Annotated in this window: 12 protein-coding genes; 9 read left to right on the top strand and 3 right to left on the bottom strand. The window is 61.4% G+C overall.

What is annotated here, in order from left to right; translation table 11 throughout:
- The first annotated feature begins 442 nt into the window (after positions 1 to 442).
- The 5 genes from C8D82_RS08240 to C8D82_RS08220 all read left to right on the top strand — a co-directional run bounded on the left by C8D82_RS08240 (position 443) and on the right by C8D82_RS08220 (position 6,961).
- A complete protein-coding gene (locus tag C8D82_RS08240) occupies positions 443 to 1,810 on the top strand; it encodes a replication-associated recombination protein A (protein WP_116883794.1) in 1,368 nt (455 codons plus the stop codon).
- Complete coding sequence (locus tag C8D82_RS08235; protein ID WP_116883793.1) at positions 1,782 to 2,378, top strand: 5-formyltetrahydrofolate cyclo-ligase; 597 nt, start codon at positions 1,782 to 1,784, stop codon at positions 2,376 to 2,378. Before C8D82_RS08240 ends, C8D82_RS08235 begins: the two co-directional genes overlap by 29 nt.
- A gap of 116 nt (positions 2,379 to 2,494) precedes the next feature.
- Positions 2,495 to 4,066 (top strand): ribonuclease Y, encoded by a 1,572-nt coding sequence (gene rny, locus C8D82_RS08230; protein WP_207776093.1) that lies wholly within the window; start codon positions 2,495 to 2,497, stop codon positions 4,064 to 4,066.
- Positions 4,067 to 4,163: 97 nt separating this feature from the next.
- Positions 4,164 to 5,297 carry an alanine racemase gene (gene alr / locus C8D82_RS08225; RefSeq protein ID WP_116883791.1) on the top strand — a complete coding sequence of 378 codons (1,134 nt, stop codon included), beginning with the start codon at positions 4,164 to 4,166 and terminating at the stop codon, positions 5,295 to 5,297.
- A 296-nt stretch (positions 5,298 to 5,593) separates the two neighbouring features.
- On the top strand, positions 5,594 to 6,961 hold the full coding sequence (locus C8D82_RS08220; protein WP_165832930.1) for an aldehyde dehydrogenase family protein: 1,368 nt from the start codon (positions 5,594 to 5,596) through the stop codon (positions 6,959 to 6,961).
- Positions 6,962 to 7,328: 367 nt separating this feature from the next.
- On the opposite strand, the gene hisD is transcribed toward C8D82_RS08220, so the two are convergent.
- The 3 genes from hisD to C8D82_RS08205 are packed head-to-tail and all read right to left on the bottom strand — an operon-like array spanning position 7,329 to position 10,488.
- Positions 7,329 to 8,624: a histidinol dehydrogenase gene (hisD, locus tag C8D82_RS08215; protein WP_116883789.1), complete on the bottom strand. Its 1,296-nt coding sequence runs from the start codon at positions 8,622 to 8,624 to the stop codon at positions 7,329 to 7,331.
- Between the two features lies 1 nt (position 8,625).
- Entirely contained in the window at positions 8,626 to 9,474 is an 849-nt protein-coding gene (panC, locus tag C8D82_RS08210; protein WP_116883788.1) for a pantoate--beta-alanine ligase, read from the bottom strand.
- Between the two features lie 6 nt (positions 9,475 to 9,480).
- Positions 9,481 to 10,488 carry a branched-chain amino acid aminotransferase gene (locus C8D82_RS08205; protein WP_116883787.1) on the bottom strand — a complete coding sequence of 336 codons (1,008 nt, stop codon included), beginning with the start codon at positions 10,486 to 10,488 and terminating at the stop codon, positions 9,481 to 9,483.
- A gap of 231 nt (positions 10,489 to 10,719) precedes the next feature.
- Here C8D82_RS08205 and C8D82_RS08200 point away from each other — a divergent pair, with 231 nt between their 5' ends.
- The 4 genes from C8D82_RS08200 to ahcY all read left to right on the top strand — a co-directional run bounded on the left by C8D82_RS08200 (position 10,720) and on the right by ahcY (position 15,143).
- Positions 10,720 to 11,370, top strand: coding sequence for an OmpA family protein (locus tag C8D82_RS08200; protein ID WP_165832929.1), 651 nt, complete (start codon positions 10,720 to 10,722; stop codon positions 11,368 to 11,370).
- A 139-nt stretch (positions 11,371 to 11,509) separates the two neighbouring features.
- Positions 11,510 to 12,706 (top strand): methionine adenosyltransferase, encoded by a 1,197-nt coding sequence (gene metK, locus C8D82_RS08195; RefSeq protein ID WP_116883785.1) that lies wholly within the window; start codon positions 11,510 to 11,512, stop codon positions 12,704 to 12,706.
- 50 nt (positions 12,707 to 12,756) lie between these two features.
- Positions 12,757 to 13,737: an adenosine kinase gene (locus C8D82_RS08190; protein WP_165832928.1), complete on the top strand. Its 981-nt coding sequence runs from the start codon at positions 12,757 to 12,759 to the stop codon at positions 13,735 to 13,737.
- Positions 13,734 to 15,143: an adenosylhomocysteinase gene (gene ahcY / locus C8D82_RS08185; RefSeq protein ID WP_116883783.1), complete on the top strand. Its 1,410-nt coding sequence runs from the start codon at positions 13,734 to 13,736 to the stop codon at positions 15,141 to 15,143. Before C8D82_RS08190 ends, ahcY begins: the two co-directional genes overlap by 4 nt.
- Positions 15,144 to 15,199 lie beyond the last annotated feature (56 nt).

Here is a 15,199-nt window from a genome sequence, read left to right as displayed (position 1 = left end):
GAAAGTTTAAGAATCGGTCATATTTCTTTCATGCCGGCGGGATGCGGCCCGGCCGCGGCAAAACGTTCCGTTTTCCTTCCCGGCGGGCGGAAACGATGAACATTTTTTGATAGCCGTTACTTTTTTGAGTAAAAATGCTCAAAAAGTATTTTCATATTGCGCTTTTTGTGCTATAATTATAGACAGCGATTGACGCTTTGATATAACAGTTGGAATAAGTGAGGAAACGGCGCGGGGCGGAAAGCTTCGGGGAGCCGGAAATTCAGATGAGCAGCTTACAGTACTTGTACTTTAAGATAGATCGACAATCCGGGATTGTCCGTCAGCCCGGCCGGTGCGGAGAAAATCCGCCGGCGGAGGCCGGTCTGCCTTTGTGTTTCCGTCCTGTGGATTTCAGGTGCGGCCGTTCTTCCTCGGCTGATTGAAATTCACGGACGGGCCAATGGAAGAGAATTTATTCAGCTTCGGCGCGGAAGAGCCGGGGCATTCCGAAATTCCGGCGACGGATTCCGATTCCGGGATGCCGCTGCCGGCCCGTCTGCGTCCCCGTTCTCTCGACGAATACATCGGGCAGAATCATCTGCTCGCCCCCGGCAAGCTGTTGCGGCGGGCGATCGACGCGGACCGGTTCAGTTCGGTTATCCTGTCGGGACCGCCGGGAACCGGCAAGACCAGTCTGGCCGAGGTGATCGCGCGGGTTTCCAATTCGGAATTCGTGCGGCTTTCTGGCGTGACCTCCAGCGTCGCGGATGTGCGCAAAGAGATCGCGCAGGCGGTCACCCGCCGCCGGATCAACGGGCGCCGGACGATTCTCTTTGTCGATGAGATCCACCGTTTCAGCCGTTCGCAGCAGGATTCGCTGCTGCCGGACGTCGAGAACGGCAATGTCCGCCTGATCGGGGCGACGACCCACAATCCGCAGTTTTATGTGGTCGGGGCGCTGCTGTCACGGTCGCTGGTTTTTCTGCTGCAGCCGTTGACGGAGGATGATATCCTGACGCTGCTGCGCCGGGCGGTCGCCGATCCGCGTTCCTTTCCGGGGCGGCGGGTCGAACTTGAGCCGGACGCGGCGGAGTTCATCGCCCGCACCTGCGAAGGAGACGGGCGGCGCTCGCTGAACGCGCTGGAAATCGCGGTATTGACCAGCGATCCCGGCGCGGACGGAGTGACCCGGGTCACCCGGGAGGTCGCGGAGTCCTCGGTCCAGAAGAAGATGATCGTCTACGGCGACGACGGGCATTACGATACGGCTTCGGCCTTTATCAAAAGCATGCGCGGTTCGGACGCCGATGCGGCAATTTACTATCTGGCGAAGATGCTGCACGCAGGCGAGGATATCCGGTTCATCGCCCGGCGGCTGGTGATCTTCGCCGCCGAGGATGTCGGCAATGCCGATCCGCGGGCGCTGCAGCTGGCGACGTCGGCGATGCAGGCGGTGGAGATGATCGGGCTGCCCGAGGCGAATCTGATTCTGTCGCAGGCGACGCTTTACTGTGCGACCGCTCCCAAGAGCAATTCGGCGACGACCGCAATCATCGCGGCGCAGGCGGATGTGGAGAAGGACCGGGTGCAGCCGGTGCCGCTGCATCTGCGTGATTCGCACTACGCGGGAGCCAGAGAGATGGGCAACGGCGTCGGCTATCAGTATCCGCACGATCATGAGGGCGGATTTGTGGTGCAGGATTACCTGAGTGTGGAAAAGCGCTATTACGAGCCGAAAAACAGCGGCTACGAGAGCAAGATCAAAGAGCGGGTCGAATATTGGCGTTCGCTCCGGGAGTATGGAAAAGATGACGGAGCCGACCGTTAAACGGGAGCTGCGGGAGCGTTTTCTGGCGCTGCGGCGGGCGATCGCCCCGGCGGAACGCCGGGAAAAGGATGCCGCGATCTGCCGGAACATCCGGGCTCTGGAGTGTTACCGGCGGTCGGAGTGCGTCGCAATCTACGCGACCGACGGCGAGGAGCCGGATCTGTTCGGCCTGTGGGGCGAAAAACGTTTTTTCCTGCCCCGTTACCGGGCGGACCTGAAGCGGTACGAGCTTGTGGAGGTCGCGGACCGGGAGCGGGAGCTGGTTGCGGGAAAGTACGGGCTGCTGGAGCCGCGCCCGGAACTGGCGGCGGCTGCGCCGGAGTTCGCGGCGCGTGAGCTGCTGTTCCTGACGCCGGCGGTGGCCTGTACGAAAGCGGGTGTCCGGCTCGGACGCGGCGGCGGTTTTTACGACCGGATGCTGGCCGGGGCGGTTCGTCCGGTGATAGGAGTGATTTACTGCTGCCAACTGGCGGAGGCGCTTCCCGTGGAAGCGCATGACCGTCCGGTGGAGGTGGTGGTGACGGAAGAGGAAGTCGTTGAAACAACGGCGGTTTCCTCGATGAATTGAGTAACAAGAACAACAGTTGGTGTTGATTCCGGAATTCGGGCGGCACGGCGGCACGGGGGTGTCGTTCTGCCGGATGAATTCGGAGTTTGCCATAAAAAAGGGGATGAAAATAGAGAATGGGACACGCAGAGCTTTGGGCGATGATCGCCGTGGCGTGCATCTTTACCGCGATCGGCATTGCGGCGGGGATCATGCTGAACAGTTGGATCCAGAAGATCCAGAAGGATTCGGCGATCAAAAGCGCCGATAAAATCAAAAAAGACGCCGAACGCGAGGCGGAGCATCTGCTGCGCGATGCACGGGTTTCCGCCAAGGCCGAAACCTTGAAAATGCGCGAAGAGTGTGAATTGGAGCTGAAGGAGCGCCGCCGGGAGCAGACCACCAACGAGAAACGTCTGGCCCAGCGCGAGGAGCTGCTCGACCGTCGCGCCGATTCGATGGATGCGAAGTCCAAGAATATCGAGAAGCAGGAAAAAGAGATCGAAACGCTGCGCGAACGGCTGACCGGCCGGGAGCAGGAGCTGGCGAAGAGCATCTCCCGCCAGATCGATGAGCTGGAACGCATCGCGGGGATGAACCGCGACGAGGCCCGTGAAATCCTGCTGGAAAAGCTGAAGAACGAGATCAAGAACGAGTCCGGCCTGATGGTGCGCAACCAGCTTGAGGAGGCGAAGGCCCGGAGCGAGCGCGAGGCGCGCCGCATTCTGACCTACGCGATCCAGCGTTACGCCAGCGACTGCACCTACGAGCGCACCACTGCGACGATTCCGCTGCCGACCGACGAGATGAAGGGGCGGATCATCGGCCGCGAGGGGCGCAACATCCGCGCGATTGAAGCCGCGACCGGCGTCAGCATCCTGATCGACGATACGCCGGAAGCGGTGGTGATCAGCTGCTTCGACCCGGTCCGCAAGGAGGTCGCGCGCCAGTTGATGGAGCGGCTGATCGCCGACGGCCGGATTCATCCGACCCGCGTCGAGGAGCTGGCCAAGAAGATCAGCAAGGATCTTGAGGAAGAACTCTATCAGGTCGGCGAGGCCGCGGTGCTCGAAACCGGCATCCAGGGCGTTTCGCCGCAGATCATGAAGCTGCTCGGCCGCCTGAAGTACCGGTACAGCTTCTCGCAGAATGTGTTGCAGCACTCGCTGGAAACCTCCTATTTCATGGGGATCATCGCGGCGGAGCTGGGACTGGACGAGCAGAAAGCCAAGCGGATCGGCCTTTTCCACGACCTCGGCAAGGCGATCGACCACGAGGTCGAGGGGCCGCACGCCCAGATCGGCGCCGATCTGCTGCGTAAGCACAACGAGGCGAAAGATGTGGTCCACGCGGTGGCCGCGCACCACGGCGAGGTGGAGCCGGAGAGTTTGTACGATATCCTGATCAGCGCCTGCGACACTCTGAGCGCGTCGCGTCCCGGCGCCCGCAGCGAAACCACCGAGCTGTATTTGAAGCGGCTGGAGCAGCTTGAGACGATCGCGCACGAGTTTTCGGGCGTGGAATCCTGTTTCGCGCTGCAGGCGGGCCGCGAGATCCGCGTGGTGGTGCTGCCGGAAAAGATCGGTGAGGGTGAAGCGCAGATGCTGGCCAAGGATATCTGTGCGCGCATCGAAAAGGAGATGACCTATCCCGGCCAGATCAAGTGTACGGTGATTCGCGAAACCCGTTCGGTGGAATACGCGAAGTAATTTGCGGACTGGAATAACTGCGGCGGGAAGCGCGGGGCGGCGGCTCCGGTTTCCCGCCGTATTCATAATGGCTCTTTAACGGAATCTGGTGCGAAAGATGAATCTGGAAAGTCGGGTCAACCTTGAAGTCGACTTGAAAAAACTGGCGGATAATTTCCATGAAATCCGGCGGCGGGTTTCCCCCTGCCGGCTGATGGCGGTGCTGAAGGCGAACGCCTACGGCCTCGGCGTGCAGCCGGTGGCGGAGGTGGTGAAGCAGGCGGGAGCCGCCGCGTTCGGCGTGGCGGAGATCAATGAGGCGGTCGAGCTGGTTCCGCTCGGGCTGCCGGTGCAGATTCTCGGCAACCTGCTGCCGGACGAGATCGCCCCGGCGGTGGAGTACGGCGTCATCTGCCCGCTGAACGACCTTGAAATGGCGAAGAAGATCAGCGCCGAAGCGGTCCGGCAGGGGAAAACCGCGACCGGTGCGGTGACTGTGGATTCCGGCATGGGGCGGCTCGGCATGCCCGCCGCGGAGGCCGCGGAACAGATTCTGGCGATGCGCGGCTTGCCGAACCTGAAGCTGGACGGCATTTATTCGCACTTCTCCTCGGCTTTCATGCGCTATGACGACTACAGCCTCGGTCAGCTGGCGAGCTTCAAAACGCTGCTGGCCGAGCTGAAGGGGGCCGGTCTGGAGTTCCCGAATGTGCACATGGCGGCCAGCGACGCGCTGAATAATTTCCCGGACAGTACGCGGCCCCCGTTCACGCTTGCCCGCTGCGGCATCAATATGTACGGCTATTACGACAACGAAGTGCATCAGTCGATGCGGCTGGCTCCGGTGGTCGAGCTGAAGACCCGGCTGGCGGCGGTGCGGATGCTGGCGGCCGGGTCCTGCATCGGCTACGGCCGGATGCATCGGCTGCAGAAGGATACCCGCGTCGGGACCATTGCCGCCGGATACGCGGACGGCCTGCCGCTGGCGCTCTCCAATCGGGGCTATGTGCTGGTGAACGGAGTGCTCTGTCCGGTGCTCGGGCGGATTTCGATGGATTACACCACGATCTCGCTGGAAAATGCACCGGAGGCGCAGCCTGGCGACGAGGTGGTCTGCATCGGCGGGCAGGACGGCCGGTTCGTCTCGCTGGAGGACTGGGCGCAGCTGAAGGGAACCCATGTCTACGACCTGCTCTGTTCCTTCGGCACGCGGGTGCGCCGCCGCTATGTCAACCGGCCTGTCGCCGGCTGACGCATTGCCTTCGGCGGTCCGGGGCGTTGCCCCGGGACGCCACCGGGAGCACTTCGTCCCCCGGGCCTCCCGATCGGCAAGGTGCCGGAGCAGGGTACGGTTTTGAATTTTTACTGTGTAAAAATTACAAAACCGGGGATAGTATCTATAGGTTTATTTGTACTGTCGGCATTTTATCGTGCCGGCATATTATCAGGCGGGGCTGAACATCGGCTTCGGCAACCGGGCGAAGCGTACAAATGGCCTGCCGCGAATGCGGCATGGCTTTTTTCTACAAATATAACAGCGGAGGCAGGATGGACCAGATCGACAATATTCGGGAACGGCTCCGGGAGAACCGGAACTATCATGCCGTGGGCGGCCGCTATTCAATCGAGCAGCGCCGGGCGTTGCTGCGCCGGCTGCTGGCGGAACTTCAGGCGAACCGCGAAAAAATCATGGCGGCGCTTTATATCGATTTGCACAAATCCGAATTTGAGGCCTCGGTGACTGAATTCATCCCGCTGCTGGAGGCGCTCCGCTTTATGATCCGCAAGCTGCCGCGTCTGGCGAAAACGCGGCGGGCGGCGGTTTCGCCGATGAATTTTCCCGCGCGGGGGCGGCTGGTGCCGGAACCGTACGGGGTGGTGTTGGTCTGCGCGACCTGGAACTATCCGCTGCTGCTCGCATTGGAGCCGGTGATCGGCGCGGTCGCCGCCGGAAATTCGGTGGTGCTGAAGCTCTCCGACAAGTCGAAGGCGACCATGAACCTGATTGCGGAACTGCTGGAGCGGGTTTCGGCATTCGGTCAGGTGGTCACGGTCGGCGATGAGTTCTCCTTTGAGGAGATTTTAAAGGAGAGGTTCGACTACATTTTCTACACCGGCAGCGAATACGGCGGCCGCAAGGTACTGGCCGCCGCCGCGCCGCACCTGACGCCGGTGACGCTGGAGCTGGGGGGGAAAAGTCCCTGCATCGTCTGCGCCGATGCCGATCTCGCAGTGGCGGCCAAACGGATCGTGTGGGGAAAATTCACCAATGCAGGACAGACCTGCGTCGCTCCCGACTATCTGCTGGTTCATCGGAGTGTCAAATCCCGTCTGCTGGACGAAATGCGGAAACGGGTCCGGGAATTTTACGGTGAAAAACCGCTCGAAAATCCCGATTATGCGCATATCGTGAACCGTACCCATTACGACCGGCTCTGCAAGCTGCTCGGCGACCGTCCGGCGGAGCGTGATCCGGATCGGCTCTGTATCGCTCCCGCCATCGTGGACGAAGTGACGCCGGACGATCCGCTGATGGCCGGGGAAATTTTCGGTCCCATTCTGCCGGTGTTGGAATTTTCGGAGAATGAAGAAGCGCTCGACTTGGTCCGGAAACTGCCGAAGCCGCTGGCGCTCTACTGCTTCGGCGGCGATCGGGAGATGCGCCGGAGAGTGACGGAGGAGACCTCCTCCGGAGCCGTGTCGTTCAATGACGTGGTGATGCACTTTGTGAATCCGGCGATGCCGTTCGGCGGCGTCGGCAACTCCGGGATGGGACGTTATCACGGCAAATACAGCTTTGAAACCTTTACTCATTACAAGCCGGTGATGGTCCAGTCCGGCCGGATCGACTGGCCGGTGCGTTATCCGCCGTTCCGGGAGTGGCAGAAGAAGCTCGCCCGTCTGTTGTCCCGGTAAGGCATCTGTTGTGTTGCCGGAGGCAAGTCGGGGGGAAAGCCTGCCGTTTTGAAGGCAGGCGGGTCTGCCGCCCTGTCGTGCGACAGACCTTGTGCGCTGCGCGGCCTGATTTTCAATCAGGCTCCGGTAGCTGGGCGCTACGCACCCAAGTGTCTTCGACGACAAGGGCACTTCGTCCCTTGACCCCGACCGGGTAGCACCCGGCAGCAAGTACAGCCGCTAGAGCCAATAAACTGATAGATAATAACCCCGGTTTTGAGATTTTTGCATAGCAAAAAAGCTCGAAACCGTACCCGGCGCCGGCACCTTGCCGGTCGGGGGGCCCGGGGGGCGAAGCGCCCCCCGGCCGCCGGAGGCAAGCCGCCGGTTACAGCGGTTTGACGCGGATGGTTCCGCTGCGGCCGTGGGCGGCGAGGCCCTCCATCTCCGCAAAGGCTTCGACCATCGAAACTTCACGCCTGATCGCGGCTTCGGTGTACTTCACAATGCTGGAACGGCGGAAGAAACTGACGGTTTCGAGGCCGTTGAAGTAGCGGGCGCTGGAGGCGGTCGGCAGCACGTGCGACGGACCGGCGCAGAAATCGCCGACCGGTTCCGGGGTCCACTTGCCGAGGAACATCGCTCCGGCGGCGGTAATCTTTCTGGCAACCTGTTCGGGGCGGGCGGTCTGGATTTCCAGATGCTCCGGCGCGTAGCTGGACGCGATAGCGGCGGCGGTGTCGAGATCCGGGGTATGGATCAGGAAAAGGCCGTGCTCCTGTACCCGGTCAACCGTCGCGAGCCGGGGCAGCGTCGCTTTCTGGCGCAGGAATTCGGCTTCGACGCGGTCGATCATCGCTTTGTCGGTGGTCACGAGAACCGCCTGCTCAAGTCCGCTGCCGTGCTCGGCCTGGCTGAGCAGGTCGGCGGCGATAAAGGACGGATCGGCGGTTTCGTCGGCGATCACCAGAATTTCGGAGGGGCCGGCGACCATGTCGATCGCGACCTGTCCGTAGAGCAGCTTCTTGGCGGCGGTCACATAGGCGTTGCCGGGGCCGACGATTTTTTCCACTTTGGCGATGGTTTCCGTGCCGCAGGCGAGGGCGGCGACGCCGTACACGCCGCCGAGCCGGTAGATTTCGGTGACTCCGGCGAGTTTCATCGCGTAGAGGACGGCGGGATGCACCTTGCCGTCGCGGCCCGGCGGAGTCACGGCGACGATCTCCTTGACTTTCGCGGCACCGGCGATGCCGGCGGTATGCAGGACTGTCGAAACCAGCGGCGCGGTGCCGCCGGGAATGTAGACGCCGACCCGGTCCAGCGGTTCGAACTTCTCGCCGAGGGTCACGCCCGGGCGCGGCGAAGCGGTCCAGCCTTTCGGTATGGTCAGCTTCGCAAAGTCGCGCACCTGTCTGAGGGCGGTGCGGATCGCGCTTTTCAGGCGTGCCGGAAGCTGCTTTTCGGCGGCGGCGATCTCGTCGCCGGTGACCCGGAACTGCGCCGGAGTAAGCTCCGCATGGTCGAATTTCGCGGCGTAACGGACCAGCGCCGCATCGCCTTCGGCTTTCACATCGGCGATGATCGCGGCGGCCTGCGCTTCGATTTCGGGCGGATAGCTCGGGCGGTCATAGAGTTTTTTGAGGTCGGCTTCAAAGTCGGCCGAACCGAAATAGAGCTTTTTCATTTTATTTTACCTGTACGAGTTCGTTGTCGATCAGCCGCGTCGTGCCGAAGTAGACTGCGACCGCCAGCAGAATGGCGCTTGTCGCTTCGGTCGGAGCGGCGAGGGTGTCGGCATCGAGCGCTTCGACGTAATCGACCTGCCCCCCTGCGGCGGCGATCTCCTGCTTCATGGCGGCGACAATGTCGGCGGCGGCGGTATAGCCGGCCCGCTTCAATGCCGGAACCGCGGCGCGGAGGGCGCGCGAGAGCACCAGCGCGCGCCGGTGTTCGTCTTCAGTCAGATAGCGGTTGCGCGAGGAGAGGGCGAGCCCGTCCTCGCCGCGCACCAGCGGAGCCGCGATGATTTCGATCGGGAAATTCAGGTCGCGCACCATCCGTTTGATCACGAACAGCTGCTGCGCATCCTTGCGGCCGAATACCGCGCAGTCCGGCTGCGCCAGATTGAAGAGCTTCGCGACCACGGTGGTCACGCCGCGGAAGTGGATCGGCCGCCGCGCGCCGCAGAGCGGCTTCGACAGCACGGTCTCCTCAACCCAGGTGGAGGCGTCCGGAGCGTACATCGCGCCCGGTTCCGGCGCGAAGACCGCGTCGGCGCCGTGTTCGATGCAGAGCGCCTTGTCATGTTCGAAGTCGCGCGGATATTTGTCGAGATCCTCGTTCGGCCCGAACTGGGTCGGGTTCACGAAGATCGAAACGATCACGATGTCGGCCTTTTTCCGGGCGATGTCGATCAGCGACGCGTGTCCGGCGTGGAGAAAACCCATGGTCGGCACGAGGCCGATGGTTCTGCCTGCGCGCTTTTGTTCGAGCGCATAATTCTGCAGTTCCGCCGCCAGTTTGAAAATACGCATTTTAACTTAAATCTCCACGAGCCAGTTGTGCTTGTCGGGCCGTTCGCCGTGCTGGATTCCGGTCATTTCGTCATACAGCTTTTTGAGCACCGGGCCGATCGTATCGAGGTGATAGTCGATGATGTTGCCGCCGTCGAGGATGCGTCCCACCGGGGTCAGCACCACCGCGGTGCCGCAGGCGGCGACTTCCGCAAAGTCGGGCAACTCGGTCGCTTTCACGCGGCGGCGTTCGGTCGGCATGCCGAGGTCGGCGGCGATGGTCATCAGGGAATTATTGGTGATCGACGGCAGGATCGAATCCGACAGCGTGGTCACGTATTTGCCGTCCCTGGTGATCGCCAGGAAATTGCTGGTGCCGAACTCGTCGACGTAGGTATGGGTCGCCGGGTCGAGGAAGAGCGCCACCGCGCAGTGGTGGTCCTTGGCCTGCTTGCCGGAGATCAGGCTGGCGGCGTAGTTGCCGGCAGCCTTGATGTGGCCGGTGCCGTGCGGCGCGGCGCGGTCGTAGTCGCGTGAAATCATCGCGTCCACCGGCTTGATGCCGCCCTTGTAGTAGGCGCCCACCGGGACCACTAGGATCACGAGTTCATAAGTGAGGCTGGCGCCGACGCCGATCTGGGGCGTGGTGCCGAACATCACCGGACGGATGTAGAGCGCGCCGCCGGTGCCGTAGGGCGGAATGTAGTCTTCGTTGTCGCGGACCACGGTTTTCACCGCTTCCACGAATTTGTCGACCGGAAATTCCGGCATCATCAGGTGGCGGGCGGAACTGTTCAGGCGTTTGCCGTTCTCTTCCGGCCGGAAGATGCGGACCTTGCCGTCCTTGCAGCGGAATGCCTTGCCGCCTTCGAAAAGCGCCTGGCCGTAATGGAATGCGTTGGCGGCGACGGAGAGGGTGATGTCGTAGGTGTCGTAGAGTTTGCCTTCATCCCACTGGCCGTTTTCGTAGTGGAACCGGATGTTGCTCCGGGTCGGCATGAATTTGAAGCCGAGATTCTCCCAATCGATGTTCATGATGCGGATACCTTATGTGAAGTTGGTTTAAAAACATACATTTAAGAATATAGCGCAAAACAAGTGCAATATCAAGGAATTTTTCCGGGTTTGTCGGCCGCTGCGGGGATTTCATAAAAAAAATGCGGTTTTATCGTTTTCCGATTGGATTTTTCGGAAATTCAGCTTATCTTAATGTACAAGTTGGATGAGACTGAAATACTCGTATTTATTTTTCAGGAGGTTATGGTCATGTTGAAACGTTTTGTCGGTTGTGCCGCGCTCGCGGTGATGCTCGGTCTTTTCTCTTCCGGTTGCGGAATTTTCGATACGGATGTCCCGACGGAGGACCTGCAGCCGGTGCCCGAAGCGATCGACGATCCGAACGGCGGCAACGCTTCGCTCAACGGTAATGATTTCAATTCCGGCAATCCTTATGGCGGCAGCGGCGCAATCGGCGGTCCCGGTGTCGGTGAATGGGTGGAAGGCGCGGAGCAGGGCAGCGCAATCGGCGCGGACGCCGACGGCTGGGTGCCGGCGGACCCGACCGGCAACCGCCTGAATATGCCGATCATCTACTTCGCCTACGATTCGGATGTGCTGGTGCCCTCCGAAACCGCGAACCTCGACCGTATCGCTGCGTACATGTCCGACAAACCGGAGCTTGGGCTTCTGGTGGAAGGCCATTGCGACCAGCGCGGCACCGAGGAGTACAACCGCGCGCTCGGCGAGCGCCGCGCCAATGCGATCCGCGCCTATCTGGCCGGGAAGGGGTTGGCGGATACCCGCATGAAGACCATCAGCTACGGCGAGGACAAGCCGGCGGTGGAAGGCAACAACGAAGAAGCATGGCGGCAGAACCGCCGCGGCGTTCCGGTCCCGATGCGGATGCCGCGCCGCTGAACCCTCTGTGATTCCAAAATGAATTTTTAGATACGTTCCGCTCGACATTCCGGCTTGGTTTCCGGAGGTCGGGCGGTTTGTGTTATGTGCCGAATAAAACCGATATTTTTTAAACTCTAATAAGGAGCTTTATTTTCAAATGAGTAAGATTCATGCCGAGCACGTGTTCACCTCCGAATCGGTTTCGGAAGGACATCCCGACAAGGTTTGCGACCAGATTTCCGATGCGATTCTCGACGCCTGCCTGGCGCAGGACCCCGAAAGCCGGGTCGCCTGCGAAACGCTGACCACCACCAACCTCGTAGTCGTCTCCGGCGAGATCACCACCAAGGCGAAGGTCAACTGGCAGGATGTGGCTCTGAACGCGATCCGCAAAATCGGCTATAACGATCCGACCGTCGGCTTCTGCGCCGATGAGGCCAAGGTGATGATCTGCGTGCACCGGCAGTCCCCCGATATTTCGCAGGGCGTGACCGAGGGACAGGGGCGGTTCGCCGAACAGGGCGCGGGCGACCAGGGCATGATGTTCGGCTATGCGTCGAATGAGACGCCCGACATGATGCCCGCGACCATCTACTATGCGCACAAGATCGTCGAAGAACTGGCGCGGCTGCGCAAGAGCGATCCGGTGACCTACCGCTATCTGCGCCCGGATTCCAAGAGCCAGGTGTCGATCCGCTACCGTCACGGCAAGCCGGTCGCGGTCGAAACGGTGGTGGTCTCCCACCAGCACACTCCCGATATGCCGATCGAGTGGCTGGAGGCGCTGGTGAAGGATGTGGTGAAAAAGGTGGTTCCGGCGGAGATGCTCTCCGAAAACATCGTCTACTATGTGAATCCGACCGGCCGCTTCGAAGTGGGCGGCCCGCACGGGGATACCGGCTTGACCGGCCGCAAGATCATCGTCGACACCTACGGCGGCGTCGGCAGCCACGGCGGCGGCGCGTTCTCGGGCAAGGACCCCTCCAAGGTGGACCGTTCCGCAGCCTATATGTGCCGCTATATCGCGAAGAACATCGTCGCGGCCGGACTGGCCGACAAGTGCGAAGTCCAGGTCGCGTATGCGATCGGCGTGGCTGACCCGCTGTCGATCAACGTCGACACCTACGGCACCGGCAAGCTGGCCGACGACCGCGATCTGGAGCAGGTGATCCGCAAGGTGTTCTGCCTGAAGCCGGCGGAGATCGTCAAACACCTCGGCCTCAAGCATCCGGGCGCGGGCTGGTGCTATCAGGATACCGCCGCCTACGGTCACTTCGGCCGTTCCCAGTTCCCGTGGGAAAAGACCGACAAGGTCGCCGAACTCAAGGCTGCCGCCGCCGATCTGCAAAAGTAAGCATGATGACGGATTCGAACTGCAACTCCTCCCGCGGGGGGAGTTTTAAATTGTTGGGCGTCGGCTCTCCTCTGCTGGATATTCTGGTCGAAGTGGATGACGTGTTTCTGGCGGAACGGGTTTCCGGCGACAAGGGCGGCATGGAGATGGTGGATGCCGCGGCGCAGCAGGCGATTCTGGCGCAGCTTCCCGGCAAGCCCCGGCTGGTGCCGGGCGGTTCCGCCGGCAATACCGTGTTCGCGCTGGCCCGGCTCGGATTGGATTGCGCGATGTTCGGCAAGCTCGGCAACGACGACAATGGCCGCTTCTACCGGAACCGGTTGAAGGAGCTTGGCGGCAGCGATGAAGCGTTTTTCGTGACCGACGAGCAGCCGACGGGAACCTGTCTTTCGATGGTGACGCCCGATGCGGAACGCACGATGCGTTCCTGTCTGGCCGCTTCCTTGCTGTTGCGCCCGGAAGAGGCGGAGACAATTGATTTCTCGAAATACGATTTTGTGTATATCGAGGGGTATATGCTCTTTTCGGCAGTCCTGCCGACGGTGATGCGCAATGCGAAGGCGGCTGGTTGCCGGATCGGGCTGGATATGGCGAGTTTCGAGGTGGTCCGGACTTTCCGCGAGGACTTGCCGGATATCCTGAAAAATTACGTGGATGTGGTGATGGCCAATGAGGAAGAGGCCGCCGAGCTGTTCCCGGAGCTTTCGACGGAGGACCGGCTGATGCGGCTGGCCTCGTGGTGCGAGGTCGCGGCGATCAAGCTGGGGCGGCGCGGCTGCATGGTCCGCTGCGGCAACGAAATCGTGAAGGTTCCGGCTCTGGTTGTGGAACGTCCGGTCGACACGACGGCCGCCGGCGACCTGTGGGCCGCCGGATTCCTGTACGGCGTGTTGAAAAACAAACCGCTGGCGGAGGCGGCCTGGTACGGTTCGCTGATCTCCCATGAGGTGGTGAAGGTGTTCGGTTCGGAGCTCGCGGACAACGTTTGGAATGAAATCGCAAATCGGATGAAACTGGAAAGGAAACGATGATGGAATATCAGGTCAAGGATATCACTCTGGCCGACTTCGGCCGCAAGGAGATTGAAATTGCCGAGCAGGAGATGCCCGGCCTGATGGCGACCCGCGCCAAATACGGCCCGCAGCAGCCGCTGAAGGGCGTGAAGATCATGGGCAGTCTGCACATGACCATCCAGACCGCGGTGCTGATCGAGACTTTGAAGGCGCTGGGCGCGGATGTGCGCTGGGCGAGCTGCAATATCTTTTCGACGCAGGATCATGCCGCCGCTGCGATCGCCGCCGACGGCGTTCCGGTTTTCGCGTGGAAGGGCGAAACCCTTGAAGAGTATTGGGAGTGCACCTACAGGGCGCTGACCTGGCCGGACGGTTCCGGCCCGGATCAGATCGTTGACGACGGCGGCGACGCGACGCTGCTGATCCATCGCGGCGTGAAGGCCGAGGACAATCCGGCGATTCTCGACGAGCCGACCGATGTGCTTGAGCTTCAGATCATCAACAACCTGCTGAAGAAAGTCCTCAGGGAGGATGCGCAGCACTGGCACAAGGTGGCCGCGAAGGTGAAGGGCGTGTCGGAGGAGACCACCACCGGAGTGCACCGCCTGATCCAGATGCAGGAGCGCGGCGAGCTGCTGTTCCCGGCGATCAACGTGAACGACTCCGTGACCAAGAGCAAGTTCGACAATATCTACGGCTGCCGCCACAGCCTGACCGACGGCATCAAGCGCGCCCTCGACGTGATGCTCTCCGGCAAAACCGTGATGGTCTGCGGCTACGGCGACGTGGGCAAGGGATGCGCCGAGGCGCTGCACAACGAACGCGCCCGGGTGATGGTCAGCGAAGTCGACCCGATCTGCGCGTTGCAGGCGTGCATGGCCGGATTCCAGGTCTGCACGGTCGAGGATGCGCTGCCTTACGCCGATTTGTACGTGACCACGACCGGCAACTGCCGGATCATCACGGTCGAGCACATGGCTAAAATGAAGGATCAGGCGATCGTCTGCAATATCGGCCACTTCGACGACGAAATTGAAGTCGCGAAGCTGGAAGCCTATCCGGGGATCAAAAAGGTCGAGATCAAGGGCAGCTTCTGCCCGGTCAGCCGCTTCACGTTCCCGGACGGCCACAGCATCTACCTGCTTGCGGAAGGCCGGCTGGTAAACCTCGGCTGCGCGACGGGCCATCCGTCTTTCGTGATGTCGAACAGCTTTACGAACCAGACGCTGGCGCAGATCGATATCGCCCGCCATTCGGACCGCAAAGTCGGCGTCTACCTGATCGAGAAGAAGCTCGACGAGGAAGTGGCGCGGCTGCATCTGGAAAAGCTGGGTGCGAAGCTGACGAAACTGACGCAGGAACAGGCGGACTACATCGGTGTTCCGGTGGACGGCCCCTTCAAAAGCGACAGCTACCGCTACTGAAAACCATCGGCCGGGGATTTCGTTCCAACGGAGCGAAATCCCCCCTCTGCCGCACT

Source organism: Victivallis vadensis, from assembly GCF_003096415.1.
GTDB lineage: Bacteria > Verrucomicrobiota > Lentisphaeria > Victivallales > Victivallaceae > Victivallis > Victivallis vadensis.
Note: the sequence above shows the minus strand (reverse complement) of the source record. Positions and strands in the feature narration are given on the sequence as shown.